Source organism: Myxococcus xanthus (assembly GCF_006402735.1).
Lineage (GTDB): Bacteria > Myxococcota > Myxococcia > Myxococcales > Myxococcaceae > Myxococcus > Myxococcus xanthus_A.
This window is the reverse complement of record NZ_CP017174.1, coordinates 4,899,921-4,924,890: the sequence shown is the minus strand read 5'-3', so window position 1 is coordinate 4,924,890 and position 24,970 is coordinate 4,899,921. Positions and strand designations below refer to the sequence as shown.

The 24,970-nt window shown below is 70.8% G+C and carries 20 protein-coding genes; 9 read left to right on the top strand and 11 right to left on the bottom strand.

Annotation, left to right across the window (positions count from 1 at the left end):
• The first annotated feature begins 26 nt into the window (after nt 1-26).
• Nucleotides 27-689: a glutathione S-transferase family protein gene (locus BHS09_RS20260; RefSeq protein WP_140798640.1), complete on the top strand. Its 663-nt coding sequence runs from the start codon at nt 27-29 to the stop codon at nt 687-689.
• A 101-nt stretch (nt 690-790) separates the two neighbouring features.
• On the opposite strand, the gene BHS09_RS20255 is transcribed toward BHS09_RS20260, so the two are convergent.
• Nucleotides 791-2,926 (bottom strand): transglycosylase SLT domain-containing protein, encoded by a 2,136-nt coding sequence (locus BHS09_RS20255; RefSeq protein ID WP_140798639.1) that lies wholly within the window; start codon nt 2,924-2,926, stop codon nt 791-793.
• Nucleotides 2,927-3,285: 359 nt separating this feature from the next.
• Here BHS09_RS20255 and BHS09_RS20250 point away from each other — a divergent pair, with 359 nt between their 5' ends.
• Nucleotides 3,286-3,519 (top strand): hypothetical protein, encoded by a 234-nt coding sequence (locus BHS09_RS20250; RefSeq protein WP_002636478.1) that lies wholly within the window; start codon nt 3,286-3,288, stop codon nt 3,517-3,519.
• Nucleotides 3,520-3,595: 76 nt separating this feature from the next.
• Here the strand turns inward: BHS09_RS20250 and BHS09_RS20245 are convergent, their stop codons facing one another.
• On the bottom strand, nt 3,596-5,110 hold the full coding sequence (locus tag BHS09_RS20245; RefSeq protein WP_140792320.1) for a CAP domain-containing protein: 1,515 nt from the start codon (nt 5,108-5,110) through the stop codon (nt 3,596-3,598).
• The gene (locus BHS09_RS20240) at nt 5,107-5,412 is read right to left on the bottom strand and encodes a DciA family protein (RefSeq protein ID WP_140792317.1); all 306 of its coding nucleotides are present in this window, start codon (nt 5,410-5,412) and stop codon (nt 5,107-5,109) included. Before BHS09_RS20240 ends, BHS09_RS20245 begins: the two co-directional genes overlap by 4 nt.
• A gap of 180 nt (nt 5,413-5,592) precedes the next feature.
• Here BHS09_RS20240 and BHS09_RS20235 point away from each other — a divergent pair, with 180 nt between their 5' ends.
• On the top strand, nt 5,593-8,202 hold the full coding sequence (locus BHS09_RS20235; RefSeq protein WP_140798638.1) for a carboxypeptidase-like regulatory domain-containing protein: 2,610 nt from the start codon (nt 5,593-5,595) through the stop codon (nt 8,200-8,202).
• A 92-nt stretch (nt 8,203-8,294) separates the two neighbouring features.
• Entirely contained in the window at nt 8,295-9,170 is an 876-nt protein-coding gene (locus tag BHS09_RS20230; RefSeq protein ID WP_140792313.1) for a GGDEF domain-containing protein, read from the top strand.
• A gap of 39 nt (nt 9,171-9,209) precedes the next feature.
• Here the strand turns inward: BHS09_RS20230 and BHS09_RS20225 are convergent, their stop codons facing one another.
• Both BHS09_RS20225 and BHS09_RS20220 read right to left on the bottom strand, forming a co-directional pair.
• On the bottom strand, nt 9,210-11,081 hold the full coding sequence (locus tag BHS09_RS20225) for a lysophospholipid acyltransferase family protein (RefSeq protein ID WP_140798637.1): 1,872 nt from the start codon (nt 11,079-11,081) through the stop codon (nt 9,210-9,212).
• Between the two features lie 2 nt (nt 11,082-11,083).
• On the bottom strand, nt 11,084-12,046 hold the full coding sequence (locus tag BHS09_RS20220; protein WP_140792309.1) for an SDR family oxidoreductase: 963 nt from the start codon (nt 12,044-12,046) through the stop codon (nt 11,084-11,086).
• A 102-nt stretch (nt 12,047-12,148) separates the two neighbouring features.
• Between BHS09_RS20220 and mutL the strand changes: the two genes are divergently transcribed.
• The 5 genes from mutL to BHS09_RS20200 all read left to right on the top strand — a co-directional run bounded on the left by mutL (nt 12,149) and on the right by BHS09_RS20200 (nt 16,707).
• Entirely contained in the window at nt 12,149-14,008 is a 1,860-nt protein-coding gene (mutL, locus tag BHS09_RS20215; RefSeq protein ID WP_140798636.1) for a DNA mismatch repair endonuclease MutL, read from the top strand.
• A 95-nt stretch (nt 14,009-14,103) separates the two neighbouring features.
• A complete protein-coding gene (locus BHS09_RS38880; protein ID WP_163884409.1) occupies nt 14,104-14,259 on the top strand; it encodes a hypothetical protein in 156 nt (51 codons plus the stop codon).
• A 17-nt stretch (nt 14,260-14,276) separates the two neighbouring features.
• A complete protein-coding gene (locus tag BHS09_RS20210) occupies nt 14,277-14,999 on the top strand; it encodes a hypothetical protein (protein ID WP_174260062.1) in 723 nt (240 codons plus the stop codon).
• 118 nt (nt 15,000-15,117) lie between these two features.
• The gene (locus tag BHS09_RS20205; protein ID WP_140798635.1) at nt 15,118-16,104 is read left to right on the top strand and encodes a tetratricopeptide repeat protein; all 987 of its coding nucleotides are present in this window, start codon (nt 15,118-15,120) and stop codon (nt 16,102-16,104) included.
• A 90-nt stretch (nt 16,105-16,194) separates the two neighbouring features.
• Nucleotides 16,195-16,707, top strand: a complete 513-nt coding sequence (locus BHS09_RS20200) for a hypothetical protein (protein ID WP_174258844.1) — start codon at nt 16,195-16,197, stop codon at nt 16,705-16,707.
• Nucleotide 16,708: 1 nt separating this feature from the next.
• On the opposite strand, the gene BHS09_RS20195 is transcribed toward BHS09_RS20200, so the two are convergent.
• From BHS09_RS20195 to BHS09_RS20170, 6 genes are read right to left on the bottom strand one after another with little or no spacing between them, the layout of a single operon-like run.
• Nucleotides 16,709-18,322, bottom strand: a complete 1,614-nt coding sequence (locus BHS09_RS20195) for a peptidase associated/transthyretin-like domain-containing protein (protein WP_237079710.1) — start codon at nt 18,320-18,322, stop codon at nt 16,709-16,711.
• Entirely contained in the window at nt 18,319-18,891 is a 573-nt protein-coding gene (locus BHS09_RS20190; RefSeq protein ID WP_140792297.1) for a hypothetical protein, read from the bottom strand. Before BHS09_RS20190 ends, BHS09_RS20195 begins: the two co-directional genes overlap by 4 nt.
• Nucleotides 18,892-18,910: 19 nt before the next feature.
• Nucleotides 18,911-20,803 (bottom strand): sigma 54-interacting transcriptional regulator, encoded by a 1,893-nt coding sequence (locus tag BHS09_RS20185; protein WP_140798633.1) that lies wholly within the window; start codon nt 20,801-20,803, stop codon nt 18,911-18,913.
• Nucleotides 20,804-20,831: 28 nt separating this feature from the next.
• Entirely contained in the window at nt 20,832-21,839 is a 1,008-nt protein-coding gene (locus BHS09_RS20180; protein WP_140792293.1) for a hypothetical protein, read from the bottom strand.
• Nucleotides 21,836-23,776 (bottom strand): serine/threonine-protein kinase, encoded by a 1,941-nt coding sequence (locus BHS09_RS20175; RefSeq protein WP_140798632.1) that lies wholly within the window; start codon nt 23,774-23,776, stop codon nt 21,836-21,838. Before BHS09_RS20175 ends, BHS09_RS20180 begins: the two co-directional genes overlap by 4 nt.
• An 18-nt stretch (nt 23,777-23,794) precedes the next feature.
• Nucleotides 23,795-24,880, bottom strand: a complete 1,086-nt coding sequence (locus tag BHS09_RS20170; RefSeq protein ID WP_174258843.1) for a 6-phosphofructokinase — start codon at nt 24,878-24,880, stop codon at nt 23,795-23,797.
• Nucleotides 24,881-24,970: the final 90 nt, after the last annotated feature.

Below are 24,970 nucleotides of genomic sequence, written 5' to 3'. Positions count from 1 at the left end.
AAGTGGTCTGCGACAGGAGCCCTCCGATGTCACTCGTGCTCTACGGTCATCCCTTTTCTTCGTACACGCAGAAGGTCCTCATCGCGTTGTACGAGAACGGCACGCCCTTCGAGTTCCGCTGTATCGGGCCGGAAACACCTCAGCATTCGGCCGAGTGGTCGCGGCGCTGGCCGCTGCGCAAGTTCCCGCTGCTGGTGGATGGCGAGCGCGACATCGCCGAGACCAGCATCATCATCGAGTACCTGCAGCTCGCACATCCCGGGCCCGTGCGCCTGTTGCCCGCGGAACCGATGGCCGCGCTCGCCGTGCGCTTTCTCGATCGCTTCTTCGACCTGCACGTCATGAACGCGGCGCAGCACGCGGTCGACGGTGCGCTGACGGGTGATTCGGTGAAGCGCCAGGAAGGACTGGCCCTGGCAGTGAAGAAGCTGGAGGTCGCCTACTCCTGGCTCGAAGGGCAGCTCGCAGGCAGGACCTGGGCCGCCGCTGGAGAGGACTTCACGCTGGCGGACTGCGCGGCCGCGCCCTCGCTGTTCTACGCGGACTGGACGCACCAGATCTCCGATGCGTTTCCCGTGCTGCGCGCCTACCGCACGCGGTTGCTTGCGCGCCCGTCCTTCGCCCGCGCGGTGAATGAGGCGCGGCAATTCCGGCCGCTCTTTCCCCTGGGCGCGCCGGACCGGGACTGAAGCCCGGCGCGCGACTGCGCGTTGTCTCGCGAGCACCCGCTACGTCCACGGCAAGCGGTCCGCGGGCTCGTTTGTCGCCGGCCTGGCGCCCCGACCGGCGCCTAGAAGCTGACGCCTTCCTTCGACGGCGCGGGCACCTGCAGCGGCAGCTTCAGCGCCCCCGTGCCGTCGCCGTAGAAGGAGTGGTAGAGGAACAGGTCCGCCACTACCTGCTTTACGTAGCCGCGCGTCTCCTTGAAGGGGATGGTCTCCACGAAGAGGTCCAGTGGCAGTGAGCCTCGCTCCTGGACCCACTTCGCCGCCGAGCCTGGGCCCGCGTTGTACGCGGCCGCCGCGAGCACCGGGTGTCCAAAGCGATCCATCAGCCGGGACAGATACCAGGCGCCATAGCGGATGTTCCGCTCGGGGGAGAAGAGGTCCGCGGGCGCGGGGACGGGCTCCGTCAGCTTCTCCGCGATGGCGTTCGCCGTCTTGGGGATGATCTGCATCAGCCCTCGCGCATCGGCGATGCTCATCACCTCCGGCCGGAAGGCGCTCTCCCGCCGCATGATGGCCCACACCAGGTAGGGGTCCACCTGGTGCTGCGTCGCCGCGCCCTCCACCGCGGTGGCGAAGGCGCGAGGATAGAAGGGCGCCAGGGCCTCCGGAGCGCGCGCGCCGAAGGCCCGTCCCCAGAGGTGGCGCGCCGCCACCGCGTAGGCGTGGCCGTACTCGCCCAGTCCCAGCAGCGCGTGCGCGAAGGGCAGGGCCTGGTCCGCCGAGCGCAGCCGCGCCGCGTGGGCTTCGACCTCGTCCGCCGCGTCACGGAACAGCCCCGCGCGCGTCAGCTCCACCGCCAGCTCCAGCTCGGGAGGGCGGGGCAGCTTCAGCACCTGCGGCGGCTGAGGGAAGTGCGCGGGCGTCTTCAGGCTCAGCGCCTTGAGCCGCTCGTTGGCCATCAGCGCATAGAAGGACGCGGGCGCCGAGGTGATGACGGCCTCATACGCGGGGCCCAGCGTGTCTGCCTTCGCCCCTTCCAGCTCGCGGCTGCGCGCCATCCAGTAGCGCGCCTGCGGCCCCATGCTGCTCTTGGGATAGGCGGCCAGGAACGCATCCAGCGTGGCGCGCGCCTTCGCGTACTCCTCCTGACGGAGGTGGGCCAGCGCGCGGAACCACATGCCCTCGTCGCGCCGACGTGAGCGCGGATAACGCGTTTCGAAAGCCGTGAAGGCCTGCACCGCGTCCGCGAAGCGCCCGGCCTGCAAATCCAACCATCCCGCGAAGAAGGCGCCTTCATCACCCGCGGGCTGCGAGGGGTACTTCTTGTCCAGGGCCGCCATCAGCGTTCGGGCCTTGGCGTTGTCGTCGGACCGGAGCGCGCGCCGCGCCACCAGCAGGTCTGCCTGCGCGGCCACGGCGGCGGGCCCCTTGCGCGCCAGCGCGAGCGCCTTCTCCGCATCCTCCGTCCGCCCCAGCGCGATCCAGGCCTTCGCGCGCAGCAGTGCCACTTGGGCCGCCTGCGCCTTGTCGAGCTTCTCCTGGTCCAGCGTCGCGAGCTCGTCGAGTCCGCGCTTCGTCGCGCCCGCGTCCAGGAAGCGGTCCGCGCGCGTGGTGCGCTCGGTGTAGCCCAGCTTCACGGGGGGCGTGCTGCCCTCCGTCAGCCACGCCATGGCCTCGTCGCCGTAGGGGTGGGTGGGGAAGCGCAACGCCACCGTCATCATGTCGGCGCGTTGTCCGGCGCGGTTTCCGGAGCCGCCGCGCGCCAAGGCACGCTGATAGAGCAGCTCCACGGTGGGCGACGCCTTGGCCGCGGCCTCCAGCACCTGGGCCGCGTCCTGGGGCTTGCCTGCCTTGAGCAGTGACTCACCCAGGCGCGCACGGGCGCGGGCCGCGAGTTCCACGGGTGCCTTGGATTCCAGTACTCGCGCGAAGTCGTCCGCCGCGCCCGCGGCGTCCCCGGCGTAGAAGCGGGCTTGGCCCAGGTAGAAGGCGTGGTACGGCGCCAGCAGTGGAGGGGCGGGCCAGGCAGCCAGCAGCTCCCTTGCCTCGCCGGCCTGGCCGTCAGAGAGGGCGAGCGTCCCCGCGAGCAGCGCCAGCCGCCCCGCGTCGTCGCACTTCTTCGCGGCGCAGGCCGTCAGCTCCGCGCGCGCCAGGGCGGCCGCATCCGGCTTGTGGAGGCGGACGGCCTCCAGCGCCGTGGGGGATTGTCCCAGCGACATCCCCGCAACCACCCCCGCAACCCACCCACTCCAACTCATGTGGTCTTCCTTTCACGACGCGGCTTTGCGGCCTGCCAACGAGACGCACACACCGATCATTCCCCTTGCCCTGGAGGGAGGGTGGTTTGACAGCGGGCGCGACAAGTCCTAGATCCGCGCGGCGTCGGGCCAGTCCTGACTGTTCAGCACCAGATGTCATTCGCTGAAAGCGTCCAGGCGATTACGCGCACTTGGGTAGGAACAGCCGACCCATTGCGTCACCGGGAGTGAATCACTACCTTGCGCCGCCGCTCAGCGCCACTCCGGTCCGTCGTTGCATGGCGGGTCCAGTCGTTGTCGTCAGGTAGCACTGCTCGTTCACAGCGCTCGGGGGGGAAACAGTTCAGAGGGAGGGCTTCATGAAGCCGTGTCCAGCCGATCTGCCACAAACCATCAACCCCGAAGCCGGGCCGAAGCGAGCCGGCGTCGAGACCCACCGCAACCTCAACTGTCATCAGTATGACAACTGCCTGGATGAAGCCGTCCGGCGAGGTTGGCAGTCGTTCACCTGCATGAAGTGTCCGATGTATCAGCAGGTGGCGCCGCCGCAGATGGGGCTCGAGGCCTACGCCACGCAGCGCCGGCCTGTCTGAACGGGGCTCATGGCGTTGACGCCCCTGGCCACACACACCGGGGGCACCACCACGCACGGCGTCTCCGTGCGGGGCGTCAGGGGACGGCCGCGTAGATGACGGCCACCCAGTATTGATTCGTACCGAAGCGGCGGGAGTCTCCCCGCACCACGCCTACGCCCACGCGGTTGTTCGTGGCGTCGGCCATGCTGCGGGACTCCGGAATCGCCGTGGGGTCCGACACCACGAAGAAGTCCACGGACGCCGTTCCCGCGTCGGGCAGCAGCTCGAAGACGCGGTCGTGCACCGGGGCTTCACCGGGCTGGGCCGAGGGCTGGTCCAGCTCCAGCGCGCGCTTGGCGTGGGCGTGTGCCAGTGTTTCAAGCGCGGCGTTGCGCGACAGGGGCGGCAGCTTGCGGGTCGCTCGCAGCCGGCTCAGGGCGTCGTAGGCCTCCTGCCGCGGGTCCGCCAGCTCCGGCGACGCGGGCGGGGCGACGGTGAAGACCTCCGTGAGGATGGCCTCCTTGCGCCCGTTCACCGTGTGGAACGCCACGCCCACGCCCATGAAGCGAAAGCCCGGATCCAGCACGTTACGGCGGTGGCCAGGGCTGTGCTCGATGCCGAAGTGGGCCGCCAACGGCCCCGGGGCCAGGCCCAGGTTCTCTCCCGCGCGCACGTAGCGTGCGCCCGCCGGCAGGCGCTTCGTCAGCGTGGAGCCGTCCGGAGCGATGTGGGCGAAGAAGCCCTCCTTCGACATGCGCGCGCTGTAGTCCTGGGCCACCTGTTCCAGCTCGGCGTCGGGGGACAGTTCGGGCAACGCGTGGGCGCGCCGGAGGGCGTTGATGCGCTCGTAGACGGCCCGGCGGGCGTCCTCCAGCGTGGTGGGCTCGGCGGTGTCCTCACTGGCGGCGTGCTTGCGGGGTTCACCCTGGTCCACCAAGAAGAGCGCCGCCACCTCCGGCCCGCCGTCCGCGCGTCCCACCACCTCCACGGTGTACGTACCCGGCGTGGCGAAGGCGAGCCGGCTGCAGAAGCCGCCCCCCGCACCCCGGTTCTGGACGGGCATGAGGCTCACCCCGCCGTTCGGCTGGGTGACGTACACCTCTGCCCGCCGCAGCGGTGGGACCAGGACGCCGCAGAGCGTCATGGCCGAGCGCTTGCCGTTGGCGATGAGGCGCGGGAAGTCCTGGAGCTCCGCCTTGCGGTCCACCAGCAGCAGGACGAGCGCCGCGCGCTCGCCGAGGACGGACACGCCCACGCCGAAGTGCGAGGTGCGCTCGCTGTTGAAGTCGTCGCGGTCGAGGAAGGTCTCGATGGCGTGCCGTGGCACCCACGCCCGGATGACCAGCGCGCGCGGGGAGGGGTCCGCCGCGCCCGCGTCACTGACGGCGGAGGTGAGGGTGAAGAGGCCCGGCGCGCCGGTGGTGTATTCGGTGAGGGCCTCGTGTGCCAGCCGCCGCGCGGCGGTGGTCAGCTTCGGGTCCTCCACCGGGACGCGCCGTCCCACGCGCTCGAATTCGCGGCTCACGTGCTGGGCGGCGCTGCGTTCCATTCCGGCCGATGTCGGCGGTGCGGCGGCCAGGAAGGCGCTGAGCGCCAGCAGGGCCATCATCGTCGCGCCACCTGGAACGTGAAGGAGAGGGCCTTCACCGTGCCTGGGCCGAGCCGCGCGTTGAGCTGCTCGCACAGCGAGGCCGCTTCGGACTCCAGCGACTGGGCCCACTGGGCGCCCGTCACCGCCACCACCAGGGTGGTTCCGTGCAGGGCCTGGGGGGTGGTGTGGCGTGCGAGGTGCGGACCGACCACCGCCGCCCACACGGGCGCCAACGCGTGGCCCTTGCCGGACTCTCCCGCCAGCCGTGCCAGGACGCGGGGAAGGAGACTTTCCAGGGACTTGGGTTCACTCCGGGCCATCAGGGGGGCGATCATCGATCCGTTAACCCCGAAAGCCAACCATCACGTGCGGAGGGGGGGCGCACGGCGGGCGGACGGGCTATGATGGGGCTCGAAGTGCGGCGGCCGGCGCCGCGTACCGTCGCGCAGCGCGCGTCCTGGCTGTAAGGTCGCGGACGGTCCCCCCGGAGCCGCATCCGTATGAGTCACACCCCCCGCCCCCTCGTGCTGGCTTGCCTGGCCTGTGTCCTGCTGTGCCTGAGCGGCTGCGGCGACATGGACATGGGGCCTGACATCCCCGCGGGTCCGTTCCCACAGGGGACGTACTGCTCCGTCGATCAGGACTGCCCCGACCCCTCGCTCTTCTTCTGTGACTCGGCCACCTCGCGCTGCGAGCCCGCCTGCCTGACGCGCGAGGATTGCGGCGTGGCGCGGCGGGGCCCTCATGCACTGGCCGCGTGTGACGAGGTAGGCGGCGCCGGCTGCCAATGCGACATGAACCGGTGCGTGCCCGTGGTCTGTGCCGCCGACACGGACTGTGACTCAGGCACGGTGTGCCGAGACGGAGCGTGTGGCTCGCCGCCGTCCGAATCCCGTGCGGCCGCGTGCGAGGTGACGCCGGACGTCGTCGTGGGCACCCCGGGCATGACGGTGGACTTCCGCGTGTGGGTGCGCGAATCGACGGGCGCTCCGTTGGTGCTGCGCGATGGCGTGGCGTGGGAGGTGCTGTCTCCCTCCGTGGTCGGAGGCGGGGACGGCCACCAGGCCTCTGTCGTGCTGGGCGAGCCCGCCTCGGAGCACCTGGCGCTGGCGGTCCGAGTGGGCAACGTCTCCTGCCATGCGCGCGTCACCGTGCTGCCCGCCGAAGTGGCCCCAGGTGGGGTGCGCGTGCTGGTGGTGGATGCGCTGACCGGGCGCCCGGTGCCGCTGGCCGTCGTCGCGGTGTCCGACAATGACGGCGGCCTGGGAGCGACCATGGTGACGAACGCCGACGGAGCCGCCTGGGTGCCCGCGGAAGGTGAGGTGGCGCTCTCTGCCTTCCACCCCGACTACGGCTACCTGACGCTGGCGCGCCACGACGCGAGCCAGTTCCGCGACGTGCGGATGGCCCTGCGTCGCAACCCCTTGGACCGCTTCGGTGGCGTGAAGGGCCCATTCCCCACGTTGACGGAGACCTTCTCGACGGCGGTCTCGCTGCGCGTGGGGCTGATGGGCTTGTCCGTGCCGGGGCTCCCCTCCGACCTGGCTCCCGAGTCCTTCCTGGGCCCGGAGCACGAGGTGGCGCTCCCCTTGGGCACGGGCCAGGACCGTCTGTCGCTGCCGTCGGGCAGCGCACTGTGGTTGACGGGCAGCACCGCGCCAGACGTCGCGGCCCCGGGCGTGGCGGGTGTGTGTGACGGCTCGCTACCGGGTGTGCTGGATGCGGAGCTGGCCATTCGCACGGGCGCGTGTGGGACGCGGACGGCCTGGGCGCTGACGGGCGCGCTCCCCCTGAAGGAACTCCCCCTCAACCTCATGGCGCCGGGGACGGATCCGCTGCTGCAACTGGGGCAGCTGTTGCCCGGCTCGACGCGCTTCTTCTCGGCGCTGTCACGTGACGCCCGCTTCACCCTGGCGCCCACGCCCGGCATCCTCACCGGCGAGCCGGACACCCGTGCGGCGGAGTACGCGCAGGCGCTGCCTTTCGAGCGGGACACGCCGGGTGTGCGGCTGTCGTTCCCCTTCGCCGTGCGTGTGCCGCCGCTGCCTCAGTACCGGGGTTCGCACCTGGCCCGCGCCTATGTGCTGGCCACCGTGGCGGTCCCCGGCCGGGGCATGGTTCCGCTGGGGCTGGGCGCAGCGGCCAACGTGGCGCCGGCCGATCCGAACACGGACGCCGATGCGCGGCTGGGCCGGCCCGGGCTGGTGCCCGTGCGCATGGCGCCCACGCACCGGGGCCTGGAGGGACTGCCGTACCGGCTGGTGGTGTCGGCCACGTCAGGTGACCAGGCCGAGGACGGCACGGTGGCGACCAGCACGCTCGTGGCGAACCTGCCCAGGCCGAAGTTCGACCCGGATGGCGTGCAGCCCGTGGACGCGGGGCTGAGCTTCCTCTCCCTCCCGGAATCCGTTCGCTACAACTTCGACGGGGACGCCCACGGCGAGCTCGTCGGCCGCGAGTTCCAGGCCCAGGTGGACGGACGGGCCAGCGTGGTGCGCGCCGAGTTCACCAACCGCGCCGGCCGCCGCTGGACGGTGCTGATGGACCCGGACGATACGGGCGACGGCGTCGTCGTTCCCCGGCCGCCGCTGGGGTTCGAGGACCGCACCCTCGACGGCTTGCTGCAGGAAACGCGGGCGAAGCTCCAGGTGGAGGCGCTGCGCGTGCGGGGCCTGGACCGGCGCGTGGGGCAGGGCCCGTCCCGCCTGGCGGCCGCGGAGGGCCTGGGCGCGGAGCGGCTCGCGGACCTGACGGATGCCGTCGCCACGCTGAGTCTGGGCCGGCCGGAGGTGACGTGGCGCCATCCGGAAGCGGACGGGCAGCGGCTGGCCCGAGGCAGCGCGGTGCGGGTGAGCGTCTCCGGCTTCCGGCTGGGCACGGGTTCCGGGGGCGAAGGTCAGGTGCGCGTCAGCCTGCGGGGCGGCTCGGGCTGCAATGACCAGGTGCTGTTCGCCTCCGCCCCCGTTGCACCGGGACGCGGCGAGGTGGAGCTTCAGCTCCCGGCGAGGTGCTCGGGGCTGGGGGTGTCGCTGGTGGCCACCCTGGTGGACCTGAAGGGTGACCCCCTGCGTCCGCTCGTCACCGCGACCCGGCAGGTCGACATTCCCTGAGGCCCGAGTGCGGGAACACCCACCTGCGTTCTCGTGCACTGACTCGCTTTCTTGATTTGCCGGGTGGTAGCGTTGTTGTCCCGGGAGGCATGGTGCAGAAGGAGACGGTCGTCACGGTCATCTCGAAGATCTCCGACCGGCCGGTCAACCTCGACGCGGCGCTGGTGGTGATCTACGGCTTGGACCTGGGGCGCAAGTTCGACCTCACGTCCGAGGAGACGCTCATCGGGCGCTCGTCCAAGGCGGACATCCAGATCGACCAGGAGTCGGTCAGCCGCAACCACGCGAGCATCACCAATTCGCGAGAGGGCGTGCGCATCCGCGACCTGGGCTCCACCAACGGCACGTTCATCAACGACGAGCTGGCGGAGGGTGTGCGTGAGCTGCGCAACGGCGACCTGGTGAAGATTGGCCGCACCATCTTCAAGTACATCGCCGGTGGCAACATCGAGGCCGCGTATCACGACGAAATCTACCGGCTGACCACGATGGACGGCCTCACGCAGATCTACAACCGGCGCTACTTCGACGAGCAGCTGGACCGGGAGATTTCGCGGAGCCGCCGCTACGAGCGGATGCTGTCGCTGGTGCTGCTGGACATCGACCACTTCAAGGCCGTGAACGACAAGTACGGGCACCTGGCGGGGGACTCGGTGCTCAAGCAGCTCGCATCCACGGTGCGCACGAAAATCCGCCGTGAGGACGTGTTCGCGCGTTACGGCGGCGAGGAGTTCGCCATCCTGCTGCCGGAGGTGTCGCTGTCCGGCACGCGTCAGCTCGCGGAGAAGGTGCGCCGGCTGGTGGAGAAGCAGCGCTTCGAGTTCGACCGGCAGGTGATTCCCGTCACGGTGTCGGTGGGCCTCGCGGTGCTGGAGCCGCACCACCGCGAGTCGGGGGAGCTGGTGCGCGACGCCGACGAGAAGCTCTTCGATGCGAAGACGTCCGGCCGCAACCGCGTGGTGGGCTGAGTCTCCAGCCCACCACGTGCCTGTCCAGGCGCTGCCGCTTCAGCCCGCGAAGACGGAGCGGCGCTCGCGCAGCAGCGACTGGAGCATGCTCTGGATGGCCTCGCGGGTGCGCTCGGTGAGGCGCTGGACTTCGCCCAGGTCGTCCGCCGCCTCGGGCGCGAGGTCCTCGACGCCAATGGGTTCGCCGAAACGGATGCTCCACTTGGCCGGCAGGGGCAGGGGGCCCAGCGGAGTGAGGGGCACGTAGGGCAGTCCCAGGAAGGAGGCGGGGATGCGGCCCAGCAGCGGCGACGTCTCCTCCGCGCCCACGATGGCCACCGGGACGATGGGCGCGCCGGTGCGCAGCGCCAGCTTCACGAAGCCGCCGCGGCCGAAGCGCTTCAGCCGGTAACGCTCACCGAAGGGCTTGCTGAGGGCCTGGTAGCCTTCGGGGAAGACGACCAGCGGACGATGCTCGTCCAGGAGCCGCAGCGCGTTCTCCGGGCAGGCCCGCACGGCGCCGAGTCGGTTGAAGAGGGTGCCGACCATCGGCGCGTGGAAGACCTGGTCCTCCACCAGCCAGCGGGGCTCGCGCAGGTCCGGGCGCTCACGCGCGAGGGCCATGGACATGACGAGCCCGTCGTAGGGCAGGGCGCCCGAATGGTTGGCCACCAGGATGGCCGCGCCCGGCGGCACGTGGTCCACGCCCTGCACGGACACGCGCCAGTACTGCGAATAGAGGAACTCGAGCACGGGCTCCAGCCGCTCGACGAGCGATGGGTCCTTGCCGTACTCGTCCAGGTTCGCGCCACCGCCCGTGCCCAGGCCGGCGCGGAGCATGTCCTTCAGACCGCCCATCGCGAGCATCGCCCGGGCCAGACTCTCGCTCGCCAGGGCCTGCCCAGCGATATCACGCGCCAGGGACAGGGCCGCCACGGCGCGCTCCGCCAGGGGACGGATACCCTCGGGCTCACCCCGTCCGGACTCCGGAGCGAAGGACTCCCGATAGGATGACTCACCCGCGTTCGTGGCGGGTGGAGGCACCAGCGACAGCGGGCCCCTGCGGCCGGGAGGGAACTCGTCGCGCGTGGCATCCGGAAGCTCTACTTCCGGCTCCACCGCGGACGTGTCCGCCTCTTCCGTCACCACGACGCGGACCGACGTCTCCCGCTCCCACCGGGTGACGACCGGAGCATCCGGTGTGGCGTGGCGGGCGCGCACTTCGTCGATGGCGGCCCGCGCGGCGCTGTCCGCGACCTGCGCGGCCACGGCGGCGGCGAGCTCCTGCTCTTGTTCCGGAGACCGGGCAGCAGCGCCCTGCTCCAGCGCTTCCTCCACCGCGGCTTCGGCCAGCTCGGTCGCAAACTCCGTGGCCATGAGCCGCTCGACCTCGGCGTCGGGGCCGGGCTCCGCGCCCAGCGCCGCGTCCACCGCGGCGGTGGCGGTGGCTTCGGCCACGTCGGCGGCCAGGGCTTCCGCCAAGGCAAGGTCCACGTCGCGCTGCTTCGACGTGGGGGCACCGGCATCGTTCACCGGGCCGGAGGCTCGTGAGTCCAGCGTGAGCGGCGTGGACACCGCGGGCTCGCGCAGGGGAAGCACGGCGTCTTCCGCGTCGTGGGCAGAAGTCATGGGGGCCTGCGGCGGCGCGGGGACCCGCGTCCCCGATGCCTGCGCCGGAGGCCGGGCAGCCGCGGCGGCGCCCTTCTTGCCTCCCTTGGCCTTCCCGGACGTCTTCTTGCCCTCGTGCTTGCGCGACTTCGCGGCAGCCGCCTTGCCACCGGCCTTCGCGGACGCCGTCCCGTCCGTCTCCGGCTTCTTCGTCACCGTCTCCGCGGCGGCGGCCTTTTCCTCGCCACCCGGCGTGGAGCCCTCGGTGGGGCGCGACGCGGCGCCGCGCTTGAAGGGATCGTTCCCAAGGACGCCCTTGGCCATGACTAGCTCCTCTTCAGCGCCGCAGCGGCGTCTTTGACATGGTGGAGGGGGATGAAACCGAGTGCGGACTCGGCGCGCTCGCCGTCCGCGACCCATGAGTAATGGATGTAGTCGAGCAGGGCCACGGGCAACGTGCCCGCGCCCACGGCGTCCAACGTATGCAGGCCGGCCCGAAACAAGGGCCCTGGCAGAGGGAGCGGCCGCGCGCCCGCCTGCTGGATGAGGCCGGAGATTGGCATCACCCCTCGGCCCACGATGTTGAACTCACCGGACGCGTCCGCGCGCAAGGCCAGGTGCAAGGCACGAGCGGCGTCGTCTTCGTGCAGCCCCTGCCAGAGCGGATCGAAGCCCATCAGCGTGGGCACCACTGGATTCTTCAAGAAGCGCGTGGCCGGGTTGTCCACCGAGGGCCCGAGCACCGGCGCGAAGCGCAGCACCAGCACGCGCATGTCCGGATGCCGCTCCCGGAAGGCGCGCACCTGGCCTTCCACCTCCACCTTGTCGGTGACGAAGCGGCTGTGCGGGCAACCCTGGAGCGCCGAGTCCTCGCGCAGCATTGCGGGGTTGTTTCCACGCGCGCCGTAGACAGCCGTCAAGGAGGGCACCACCAGCCGGGGCAGCCGCGAGCGGCCCGCTGCCGTCAGCACGTTCATGGTGCCGATGACTTCCAGCTCGTGCGCCAGGGAGCCGTTGCGGATGGGACCAAACAGGAACGCCAGGTGATAGAGCGCGTCCACGGGGCGCTCGGTGAGCGCGTCGGTGAGCTCGCTCTCGGCGTCGTACCGGGTGAGGTCCACGCGGTGGAATTCCACCTTGTCGCCCTCTGGCCGGACGACGTCGAGCACGAGGATGCTCTCCACGTCGGGATCCTGGTCCAGCCGAGACAGCAGGAGCCGCCCGTAGTCGCCGCTCGCGCCGGTCACCGCGATGCGCAGCCGCCCCTTGCCTGGTCGTGACACGTCCATACGCGGTGTCGGGTGTTAGCCCAGCCGCCAGGGATTGTCAGCCGCGACTCATGTTGTGTTGCTGGACAACGTCGCCTGGGTGGCGGAGGGTGTCCGGCCGCCATGTCCCGGATTGCCCGTCTCAGCGACGTCCTCATCAACAAGATTGCCGCCGGCGAAGTGGTGGAGCGCCCCGCCTCCGTCGTGAAGGAGCTGGTGGAAAACGCCATTGACGCCGGTGCCAGCACGGTCCGCGTCGAGCTGGACGGCGGGGGCGTGGACCGCATCATCGTGTCGGATGACGGGCACGGCATGGGGCGCACGGACGCCGTGGCCTGCCTGGAGCGCCACGCCACCAGCAAGCTGCGCGAGCTGGACGACCTGTTCCACATCGACTCCATGGGGTTCCGGGGCGAGGCCATTCCCGCCATCGCATCCGTTTCCCGGTTCACACTTCACTCCGCGGCCGCGAACTCCGAGGTGGGCACGCGGGTGTCGGTGGAGGGTGGTGGGCCACCGCTGGTGGAGGACGCGCCGCCGCGGACGGGCACGGTCATCACCGTGGAGGACCTGTTCTTCAACGTGCCCGCGCGCCGCAAGTTCCTGCGCCGGGGCGACACGGAGCTGAAGCACTCGGAGGAGGCCGTGGTGCGCCTGGCTCTGGCGTACCCGGAGGTGGGCTTCTTCGCCTCGCACGAGGGCGGCACGCTCTTCTCCAGCGCGGCCTGCCCGGATGACCCGCGCGAGCGAATCGCCGCGGCGCTGGGCTCCACGTCGCATCCGCACCTGTTCCCCGTGGAGGAGCGCCGGCTGGGAGTGGCCGTCACGGGGTACGCCGCCTCGCCTGAGTTCACCTTCAACAACGCGCGCGGCCTCTACACCTTCGTCAACCGCCGCTACATCCGGGACCGCGGCCTCATTGGCACCATCCAGCGCGCGTACCAGGACTTCCTCGCCGCCGGGCGCCAGCCCGTGGTGGTGCTGCACATCGACGTGGACCCGCGCGCGGTGGACGTCAACGTGCACCCGCAGAAGCAGGAGGTCCGCTTCGCCGACGCCCGGGGTGTCCAGGAGGCGGTGACGGCCGCGCTCAGCCGCATGCTGCGCGCCGCGCCGTGGCTGGGCTCGGGCGTGGAGGGCGCCGCGTCCCAGGCCGGCCAGCCCATGGACGCCGCGCACTACGCGCACGCCGTGGAGCGCTTCCTCACCCGCGCCCAGGAAGCCGCGTGGGGCGGTCCGCTGCCCACCGCCATGGACGCGCCGGGTCCTGGTCCGGGGGGGCCGTCCCTGGGGTCGCTGGGGCAGGGGGCTCGGCCGGGAGCGCTGCCCTTCGCCGCCGCGGTGGGGCAGGCCCCCGCGTTCGGTCAGGCGCAGCCGCAACTCAACGAGGCACCCCCGCCGGGCTACTTCGGCGCGCTGCGGCCCCTGGGCATGCTGGGCGGCCGCTTCCATGTCTGCGAGGGACCGGGTGGCACGCTGGTGGTGATGGATCCGCACGCGGCGCTGGAGCGCGCGCGCCTGACGGGCTACCTGCGCGCGTTGGAGTCCGGCAAGCCGCCTCCAGCGCCCACGCTCTTCGGCACCACGCTGGAGTTGCCCGTCGCGGCGGCCAAGGCCCTGGTGGAGGGCAGGGATGCCCTGTCCCGCCTGGGCTTCGACGTGGAGCCGTTCGGTGGCACCACGGTGGCGTTGAAGACGGTGCCGCCGGGACTGGAGGGCGCGGACGCGCGCGCGCTGCTGGAGGCCCTGGCGCGGGCGCTTCCGCCGAAGAGCGCGACGCTGGACACGGTGTCGCTGGCGGAGGCGGTGCGGGTGATGGCGTGCCACGCCGCGAAGCAGGCTGGCGCCGTGCCGCTCTCCGACGCGCAGTTCCGCGCGCTGCTCGGGGAGTTGGACCGGGCCGACTTCCACCCCACGTGCAGCCACGGCACGGTGGTGGTGCTGGAGATGCCGTTGCTGGAGCTGGAGCGGCGCGCCCGCTGAGTGCCCCGAAAATTGACGGGGGGGGACCCCCTGTTACCGTGCGCCACACGCCTGTAGCACCCAGGCCAACCTCCGCAGCGCACAGGAGCGGGCACATGCACGGTGTGATCACCCTGCGGGACGTGGTGGCGAATCTCGGCGTGGTGCTGCGCGAGTTCGGCGCCGGATGCGTGGTGCGCTGCTTCGTCGCATCGCTGCGCCGCCGGCGGACCACCTTCCTGGAAATCGCGCTGAGCCCCAAGCGCCCCTGACGCCAAAGCCGCCATTGATGCTCCGCCGCCTTCTTCCGCTCGCACTGCTGCTTTCCGCTCCCGCCGCCGCTCAGGACTTCGGTTACGGCGACGAGGACGTGTCCACCTCGCTGGATGGGGTGGGCCGCATCACCATCCAGGGCGGTTGGCGCATCACCCCCAACAAGACGCTCTACGACGGCTGGTACTCGCGGCAGGCCAACCAGGGGCTGCCGCGTGCCCGGGAAGTGGCGGGCGGGCCCACGGTGGTGGCGTCCTTCGCCTACGCCATCTCCGACCTGCTGGAGGTGGGCATCGACCTGTTCGGCACGCAGAGTCGCCTGTACCTCAACGAGCCGGGCGTCGACGGCGGGCCGCCGCAGGCCCGGCAGGTGGACGTGCTGGGCTACGGGGCGCTCATCGGCCTGCGCTTCCAGACGGTGATTCCGCAGCTGGGGCCCCATGGGCTCGTGCCCTTCGCGGGCTTGCTGACGGGGCCCACGCTCGCCTCGTCGGAGCGCAAGGGGGAGGAGCTCCAGGAAATCACCACCCAGACGTGGATGGGCAACGTGGGCGCCACGTTGCGCCTGACGCCGCGTTGGGGCATCACCGCGGACTACCGGCTCGCGTTCCTCCGGGGTCCGGTGGGGCCGTCCACGGCGCGCGTCGGTTCGTTCAGCCTGGGCGGGAGCTGGCTCTCGCTGGGCGTGACGTACAGCTTTCCAGCAGAGCCATCACGGCCGCTCCCTGGGAGCCTGTAAGTCCGGAGGGGAAGCAGGCGGGCCGGGCGCTGTCGCCCTTCTTCTGGGAAATGCATTGGCTAAGCAGCGCTGTTCCGCTGCGGAAAATATCGCCGCATGACCGGGAGAACTCCTTACGATGCGTGAATCGGCCGAGATGATTTCCGGGCCTAGGAAGATGTCCATGCCAGACCAGCCGAAAACGGATGTGGAAAAGGAGCTCACGGATCTGCGCCGTGAGATCGTCGAGGCACGCAACCTCGTCATCAAGAGCGACAACCTGCTCAAGAACCTCCATGCGGAGGTGAAGGCGGTTGGCAAACGCCACGAAGATTTCCAGAAGCGCCAGTGGCTGTCGTCCGCGGTGGCCTACGTGCTTTTCGCGGTCATCTCCGTGGGCGCCGCGCTGATGATCACCAGCGCGCGCAGCTCCAGCGCCACCAACGAAAAGGAGCGCCTGGAGAAGACGGTCGCCGACCTCACCGGCCAACTGGAGAAGCAGCGCGCGGACACCGCGGCGCACCAGTCGGTCCAGCAGGAGGCGAACAAGGTCTACAAGATGATGACCAGCCTGCCCGGTGACGAGCGCCTCAAGGGCATCGACGCGCTGGTGAAGCTGGACACGTCGCGGCTGAGCAACCTGGAGCGCCAGGCCCTCAATGACCGCGCCGCCGTGCTGCGCCGGGAGACGGGCGACGCCGCGTTCGAGCAGGGCAAGATCGCCTTCCGCAAGAACGAGATGGACAGCGTCATCTCCAACATGGAGCGGTTCCTGGCCATGAACCCGCCGCAGGACCAGGCGCTGGACGCGTCCTTCTTCCTGGGCACGGCCTACAACAACACCCGCAACCACGAGAAGGCGGTGCCGCTGCTCGCCCGCTTCGTGGACGGCGACCGCAAGTCGAAGACGCGCGACTACGCCATGCTGCTGCTGGCGCACTCCTACCAGGAGGTCGGCCAGTACGATAAGGCGCTGGAAATCGCCCGTGACGCGGCCGGTGCCTACCTCAACAGCCCATACCAGTCGCAGTTCCGGGGCCGCATCGCCACGGTGAAGCGCCTGATGAACCCGGAGAGCGCGGCGCCCGCGGCTCCGGCCCAGGCGACGAGCCAGCCCGGCCAGTAGCCGCCCGTGGGGCCCGGGGCCCCACCCACCGGACGGTGGACACACGGAAGCGTTGCCACACGGGGTCCACGGTCATAAGACGTGGGCCCCGTGTCCGCTCCCGACCCCCGGAAAGATCCCCGCTATCGCCGCTTTCGTGGTGCCGCGTATGGGATTTACATCCTCCTCACCACGCTGTTCTCGTTGTGGCTCATCTGGAGTGTCGGCCGCTCTGTCTCGGCCATGACGCCGGAGAAGCTGCCTCCCGCCCCCGTCGCGCTCACGTTCCGTGAGTGCCTGGATGGCGCGCGGACCCTGTGGACGGAGCTGGAGAGCGGGCGCGAGAAGCTGGTGAACGTGTCTCCCGCCAAGAGCGTCGACCAGGAATGGATGCGCTTCCGCACCGCGTGGCTGCAGAAGCTCCGCGTGCGTGAGTCCGAATGTGCGCTCGATTCGCGTGAGCGCGCCCCTCTGCGCGAGGTGTTCCGCCGCCTGGTGCGCGTGCAGGACCTCTACGCCATCCACGCGGTGCAGTACGCGGGAGAGGTTGGCGGCGCGGTGGATGCGCTGCACGACGCCTTGAACGCCGCGGGCCGCAACCCCGGCGCCGGCCGGCTGCCCTGAGTCAGCGCACCGGCAGCAGGGCGGTGTAGCGCCCCAGGTGGTCCGACACCGTCTGCGACAGCAGCACAGGCGACGGGCGCCCTCCCAGGTCCGCCACCCGGTAGAAGCGCACGGAGGCGTAGGGCGAGGGCGCTCCAGCCTCCGTCACCATGCCCCGCACCGTGCGGCCGCGCTGGAGCGGGAAGGTGGCCAGCACCTGATCGGACGCGTCGTCGCCGGGGAGCACGGTGATGACGCGGCTGACGCGGGGCAGGTTCTCCGTGGGGATGAAGTCCACGCGGTAGATGCCCGGATCCAACCCCAGACGGAAGGCGCCCGTGTCGTCCGTGGTGCCCAGGGACTCACTGCCCGCCGGCGGACGCGGCCAGCCCGGCACTTGTCCCACCGGATCCGCCAGCACTCGCACGCCCAGCGCCGGGGAGGTGTTGTCCGTCTGGAGAATCGTCCCCCGGATGATGCGCCGGTCCGGACACACGACGTCCGGTAGCACCGCGCCGGTGCGAGGCACCTCCACCGACTGCACCGTCAGGCCCGCGGTGGAGCCTGACGGCGGCACCACCACCAGCGACAGGTTGCCGCCCGGCCCCGACGGGAGCGTCTCCACCGTGAATCGGCCCTCCGCGTCGGTGGCGCCCAGGGGCCCCTGGTACGTGCCGCCGCCTCCCACGGGTCCGCGCAGGGACACGGAGGCCTGGACCACGGGCCGGCCGTCCCGTCCCAGGATGCGGCCGGACACCTGGACCGGCTCGCCATAGTCACCCAGCTCCAACGGCGCGGTGAGCGGCTCGCGGGGATCCACGGTGAACGTCTTCTGCGGCACCCACACGTCGCCTGTCGCCGTCACGCGCACCAGGAGGCTGGTGCGCTGCGAGGCCTCCAGCGGCAGGGCCAGGGAGAAGGCGCCCGAGCCGCGCACCACCGGCACGCGCTGGGACAGGGGCGTCAGGTCCGCGTCCAGCGCCTGGACCTGCAGCGCGGCGTCCACGGGCTGCGCGCCCTGGCGCACCACCCGGCCTTCCAGCCGGGCCACCTGGGTGGGGGAGGGCAGCACCAGTTGCAGGGGCACGGCGCCGCCGGGCGACACGGTGGCTTCGCCTCGCACCGGTGGCAGCCCCAGGTCCTCCGGCTCCAACGTCACCGTGTACGTCCCGGTCCCTACGGGCAGCACCCAGGCGCCGTTGAGCGGGACCAGGTCGGCCGTGAAGAGGCGCGCCACACCCGGCAGCAGCGCGCTCTCCCCGCGGGCGGTGAGGTGGAGCGGCTCGTTGTAGGGGCGCGGGGCGCTGCCGACGGGAGTCGTGGCGCGCACGGTGCTGCCCTGGACGGTGGCGGGCCCGAACAGCGCCAGGTTCAGCTCCGGCCGGATGGCGGCTACCTGGAAGTCCTGCGCGTGCAGGCCGTCATGGGGGTTGGGCGTCACCTCCACCACGATGTCCCGGCCCGGGTCGCCGCAGCCGTCCGGGAAGCACACCTCGTTGACGGCACAGTCGCTGTCCGCGCGGCACACCAGCTGGCTGGGGTCGGGCGCTTCCTCCAGCAGCACGCAGCCGGCGCTGGGCAGGCCTGACAGCAGGACCGTCCACGCAAGTCGCCGCACCCGCCGCTGGCGCCTCACCGGCAGTCTCCCTGGACGGTGTTGACCACCCACGAATAGGTGACGACGAAGCCCGGGTTGTCGATGGTGGTGCCGTCCGGCAGCTGCACCGGCCGGGGCCGCACCACGCGGTCCACCAGCTCCGCGTCGCTCACCAGCGCCTCCACCAGGTGGGGGCCGGGCGTGCTCAGCGGGTTGTTGGCGGACGCGAGGCTGATGAGCAGCGTGCCCCGGTCCGAGCGCCGGGGCTCGCGGGTGCTGGCCAGCTCATACTGGCGGTAGGGGCCGCGCGGGTCCTGTGGGTTGTAGTCCACGTACCAGTGCACGACGATGCGGTCGTCCACGTCCGGGTCCTCGACGGCCACCTCGAAAGCGAGGTCGCAGCCGTCGGCGCCGAAGTCCGGGATGAAGCGCTGCTGGGGGGCCACCAGGCTGTCGATGATGCGCGGCGGCCGGTTCATGAACTCCGGCACGGAGTCCAGCAACGTGTCGTCCTGGGGGATGAGGCAGCCGGACGCGGCGCAGCCCGCGGCCATCAGCAGCCACAGCTCTCGTCTCCAGGAGTATCGCCGCGTCGTGGCTTCCATCATCCCCGGACGGGCCGCTCCCCTAGAGCAGCTCGTCTCCCTCCTCGGGCGGCAGGGGCCGCCCTGACTTCTCCGCTTCCAGCTTCTCCAGATGCCGGAAGATGGTGCGCGGGTCCACTCCCAGGTCCTTGGCCGTCTTGGTGCGGTTGCCGTTGTTCCGGGCGAGCACCTCGTTGATGTAACGCTTCTGGAACTCTTCCTTGGCCTGGAGCAGCGGCATGATGGGCTCCAGGTTCTCCGGCTTCAGGTCCAGGTCATCTGGCCCCAGGAGCGGCTTGTCCGCGAGCACCACCGCCTTCTTGAGCCGGTTCTCCAACTCGCGGATGTTGCCCGGCCAGCCGTACTTGCGCATGGACACGGTGGCGGAGGGCGTGAAGCCGCGGGCCTTGGAGCTGAACTCGCGGGCGTACTTCTGGAGGAAGAAGCGGCCCAGCACCACCACGTCCTCGCCGCGCTCGCGCAGGGGCGGCAGCTTCAGCGTGACGACGTTGAGGCGGTAGTAGAGGTCCTCGCGGAAGGTGTTCTTCTTCACCTCGTCCTCGAGCACCTTGTTGGTGGCCGCCACCACGCGGATGTCCACCGCCTCGCCGCGGTTGTCGCCGACCTTGTAGACGACCTTCTCCTGGAGCGCGCGCAACAGCTTCACCTGGAGCTGCAGCGGCATCTCCCCGATTTCGTCCAGGAAGAGCGTGCCGCCAATGGCCGCCTGGAACTTGCCGGCCTTGGTGGCCACCGCGCCGGTGAAGGCGCCCTTCACGTGGCCGAACAGCTCGCTCTCCAGCAGGTTCTCCGGAATCGCGCCGCAGTTGATGGTGATGAAGGGGCCCTTCGCGCGCGGCGAGCGGCGGTGGATTTCCCGCGCGATGAGCTCCTTGCCGGTGCCCGTCTCGCCGGTGATGAGCACGGAGATGTCCGTGGGCGCGATCTTGTCGATGCGCTTGTACACGTCCCGCATGCCCTGGCACGCGCCGACGATGTCGCCATAGCGCTGGTCCTCCAGCTTGCGGCGCAGCTCGGTGTTGTCGAGCTTGAGGTCGCTCACCAGCATCGCGTTCTGGAGGATGAGCGACGCCTGTGCCGCGAAGATGGTGAGCATGTCCGCGCTCTTGGGCTCGAACCGGTTCACCAGCCGGTCATTGCCCACGTAGAGGACACCGAAGAGGTCGCCCTTCTGCATCAGCGGCACGCACATGACGGAGTGGACGCGCAGGTTCACCACCGACTCGCTCTTGTTGAACTCCGGCGAGTCCAGCGCGTCCGCGACGATGAGCGCCTTCTGCTCCTTCACCACCTTGGCGATGATGGAGTCGGAGATCTTGTCCTTCTCTACCGCGTCCTCGATGTTCTCCCGGGACACGTTGCGCGCCACCTTCACGCGCGGCTCCCCGTTCTCCATCAGGATGAGGAAGCCCTTGTCGGCGCGCGTCACCTCGATGGCCTCGTCCATCAGGCCCTCCAGGAGGCGCTCCAGGTCGTAGAGCCCCAGCAGCCGCTCGCTGAACGCGGTGAGCCGGCGCAGCAGCAGCAGCTCGCGGCCGGGGACGCCGGGCAGCTCCGAGGTGTGCGAGTCGGGATTGGACGTGTGCACCAGCTCGCGCGGAAGGGACGCGGGTGGAGGCGGGGCACGGGGAGCGTCCTCCCGGGCGAAGAGCAGCTCGGTGTGGCCCACGCGGACCACGTCGCCGGTGGAGAGCGCATGGGCGTCGCGCTTCTTTCCGTTGACGTGGAAGGTGGCGCCCAGGCTGCCCACCTCGTAGCGCGTGCCGTCGAAGGTGACGTGCAGGGCGCTGGAGGGCACGGAGGTGTCCTCCAGCGGGATGTCGTTGTCCGGGCCCCGGCCAATGCTGGTGAGGCGCTTGTGCAGGGAGACCGCGCGGACCTTGCCATCGGGGGTGCGGACGGTGAGGCTGGCCATGGCTTCACGTACCTGGAGGGAGTCTCCGTCAGAAGGAGAGGGTGAGACCGGCGCCGAGTCCGCCGGGGGTCGGGTAGATGCCCACGCGCGTGTACGTCTTCGGTGCCGTCGCGCGGGCGGAAGTGGAGCGGGGGGACAGCTCCGCGGGTTGTTCGGCGCGAGGCTCCACCGTGCTGCGGACCACCTGGTCCTCGTGGTGGAACAGCGCGTCCACCACGCCCACGGCGTAGACGGCGTAGAAGCCCGCGGCCGACGACAGCTTGAGCAACTGCCACGCGTCGCGCTGCCTGGCCCGGCTGGTGGGGATGTAGCGCACGGTGACGGAGGCCCGGCCGTCCGGGTCCAGCACGTTGTCCAAATCGATGGTGCGCTCTTCGAAGAGCCCTTCGTAGGCGAAGAAGGAGATGATGCTCGTCACCGCCAGCACACCTTCGGTGGCGGCGAAGACGATGCCCAGACTGGTGCGGCCCTGCTGGAACTGGCCGGCGCCGAAGGGGACGAAGTTGACCAGGAAGTTGCGCTTCTCCACCGTGCGCACCGTCACCTGGGACGCCAGCTCCTCGGCGCGGCGGCGCTGCACCTCGGCTTCCAGGCGCTCGCGCTCGCGGCGCTCGGCCTCCGCCTTCTCGCGCTCCTGACGCAGCCGCCGCTCCTGGCGCAGGAAGTCCAGCTCCGTGTCCATGTCCTCCTTGAGCGTGTCGAAGAAGGCCACCGCGGGCGGCGGGACGACGAAGGGGTCCAGGCTGAAGTCCGGATCCAACCGGAGCAGGGCGCGCAGGTGACGGCGGGCGTCGTCGGTGCGGCCCAGGTTGAAGGCCGCCAGGCCCGCGAGCTTGTGAAGCTCCGCCAGGTCGTCCTCGTCCAGGCCGCCCCGGTCGATGCGCGAGGCCGCGCGGTCCATCACCTCCGCGTACTTGCCGTACTCGAAGCTGGCGCGCAGCGCGGCGACCTCCGGGTCACCGGCGTCCTGGGCGAGCGTGGCGCCCGGAGCGAGCAGCATCAGCGCCGTGAGCAAGAGCGGGAGGCAGCGGCTCATTCTGGGCGGAGGCTCCCGCGCAGGGTGGTGGGTTCGCCCGGCCGCAGATGCACCACCCGGCGCTCCGACACGTAACCCGGGTGGGAGACCTCCACCACCACGGTGTGCTGGAAGCCCGCGGGGCCTCGCGGGGAGCGGACCTCGAAGGGCGTCTTCACGCTGTCCTCCGCGGAGCGGAGCTCGTCGCCCACGCGGACCAGCGCGCCCGCGGGCTCGAAGTCGACCGACAGGCGGGATGCCTTGGGCTGGGCGCGCAGGTGGAAGACGTTGTCGCCTTCCGGCTGCACGTCGATGGTGTCCACCACGTCCTCGCAGTAGTCGCACGAGATGGTGACGGTGTGCCGGCCCGGCGTCACCTCCACGTCATGCTTCTGGAGCGGCTGTGCGCTGGCCGCTCCGTCATCCACGCGGATGCTGCCATAGGGGCGCACCAGGATGGACACCGGCAGCTTGCGCACCAGCGGCTTGCGCGGTGCCTCCTCGTCCTCACCCGAGGGGCGCGTGCTCATTCCGCGCACGGTGCCGCCCACGGCCGGCGTGCCGTCCGTCCGCGGTGCCAGGCCTCCCGGTGTCGTCGTGCCCTTGACCACGCGCGGAGCCGGTCCCGCCGGGCGGGGCGGCTGCGACGTGCCAGGGCCGGGACGCCCGGCGTTCTCCTTCGGGGCCGGGGTGGTGTCGGGAGGCGCGACGGTGGCGAGCGGCTCGGAAGGCGGGGCCAGAGGCAGCGTGGCCGCGACCTGTCCGGGCGTGGTGGCGTCGGGCGGGGTGGTGGCTTCGGCGTCGTTCGCGTGGCGCGCCTGCCAGCCGCCCAGGCCCAGCACCGCGGCGGCGGCCACGCCCACGCCCAGACGCAGCCCCCGGCGGCGCCACGTCTTGATGCGCTGGGCGCGCTGGATGCCCTTGAGGAGCGCCAGCGCCCGCGCGTTGGTGGCGTCCAGCGCCAGCACCTGGTTGAGACTGGACAGGGCGCGCGGGGTGCGCTTCTCCGCGAGCTGCCGCTCGCTGCGCTCCAGCAGGGTGGCGACGATGCGCTGACGGGCCAGCTTTCGGTACGATGGCGGGTCCGCGAAGTACGACACCAGCTCCTCGCCCACGCGGGCGAAGCCCAGGCCGGCCAGGTAGTCCGCCAGGGCGTCCCGCAGCCGGGCCGCGTCGGGGTAGCGCCGCTCCGGGTCGCGCTGGAGGCAGATGGCGCAGATGTCCGCCAGCTCGTCCGACAGTGCGGGCACGCGCCGGCGCGCGTCCTCGTAGTCCCCGTCCAGGATGCGCTTGAGCGTGGCGGTGGTGTTGGGCGCGCTGAAGGGCAGCCGTCCCGTCATCGCCGCGTAGAACATGATGCCCACGCTGAAGACGTCCGCCGTGGGGCCCGCCTCCAGGCCTTCGATGATCTCCGGGGCCATGTGGGCCGGCGAGCCCACCAGCGTGCCGGTGACGGTCATCCGCTCCTCGATGTCCATCAGCCGCGCGATGCCGAAGTCCATGAGCTTGAGGACGCCGTCCTCGCGCACCATGACGTTCTCGGGCTTGAGGTCGCGGTGGATGACGCCGGCCTCGTGCGCGTGCGCCAGCGCCGCGGCCAGCTCGTGGATGACCATGGCCGCCAGCTCCGGCGGGTCCATGGGTCCCTCGTCCATGAACGCCTTCAGCGTCTGGCCGCGGATGTACTCGGTGACGATGAACGCGTCCTGGGCGTCCGCGGCGGAGAAGTCGAAGACCTCCAGGATGTTGGGGTGGTGCAGCTTGGCCACCGCGCGGGCCTCGCGGGCCAGCCGCCGGCGGGACTCGTCCTTGCCGGCCAGGTGCGGGTGCAGCACCTTCACCGCGACTTCACGGTCCAGGGCGGTGTCGAGCCCCTTGTACACGACGCTCATGCCCCCCGAGCCCAGTTGCTCGAGGATGCGGTAGCGACCGATATGGCGGCCGACGAGCGTCGTCATGGCGAGTTGGCGGTCCCCTCAGTCCCCGAAGCTGATGCCCATGCTCTTGGTGAAGCGCACCAGCTCGCCCGCCGGATCCACCCGGCGCTCCTTGCGCGACTCGCTCAAGGGTACCGCGATGATTTCGCCCGCGCGCAGGGCCACCATGTGGTCCCACTGGCCCGCGCTCACCAGGTCCAGCACCTTGCAGCCGTAGCGAGTGGCCAGTACCCGGTCCGCCGCGCTGGGGCTGCCCCCGCGCTGGAGGTGGCCCAGCACCGTGACGCGAATCTCCGCTTCGATGTGTCGGGCCAGCAGGTCCGCCAGCACCTTCCCCGAGCCGCCGAGCCGCACCACGCCCCGGCCGGGGATGGCCTCCGCCGAGTCCAGCACGGCCAGCTCGCCGCCCTGGGGGAACGCGCCTTCGGAGATGGCGATGATGGAGAAGCTGCGACGGCGGGTGGCGCGGCGGCGGATCTTCTCCACCACGGCCTCCACGCTGTACGGAATCTCCGGAATCAGGATGACGTCCGCGCCCCCGGCGATGCCGCTCTCCAGGGTGAGGAAGCCGGCGTGGCGGCCCATGATCTCCACCACCATCACCCGGTCATGGGCCTCGGCGGTGGAGTGCAGGCGGTCGAGCGCCTCGGTGACGATGAGCCGCGCGGTGTCGAAGCCGAACGTCTGATCCGTCCCGGACAGGTCGTTGTCGATGGTCTTCGGACAACCCACGACCTTGAGCCCCTTCTCCACGAGCCGGTGGGCGATGGACAGCGTCCCGTCGCCGCCCACGGCGATGAGCCCGTCCAGGCCCAGCTCCTCGCAGCGGCGCAGGACCTGGTCGGACACGTCCCGCTCCACCCAGTGCCCGTCCTCACGGGTCGCGTAGCTGAAGGGGTTTGCCTTGTTGGACGTGCCCAGGATGGTGCCGCCCTTGGGGAGGATGCCGCGGGTGTCCTCCTCGGTGAGCGGGTGGGCGAGCCCTGGCTCCACCAGGCCCATGTAGCCGTTCTCGATGCCCACGAACTCGTAGGCGAATTCGTGCGTGCCCCGCTTCACGAGGCCACGAATGAGTGCGTTGAGGCCGGGGCAGTCGCCGCCGCCGGTCAGGACTCCAAGTCTCATGGGACGGGGCATACAGGTCGGACGCGGGTGTCAGAGGGAGGGTGCTTCACCATGACAGAAACGTCGGACCTGATTGTAGGGGGGGGGGCC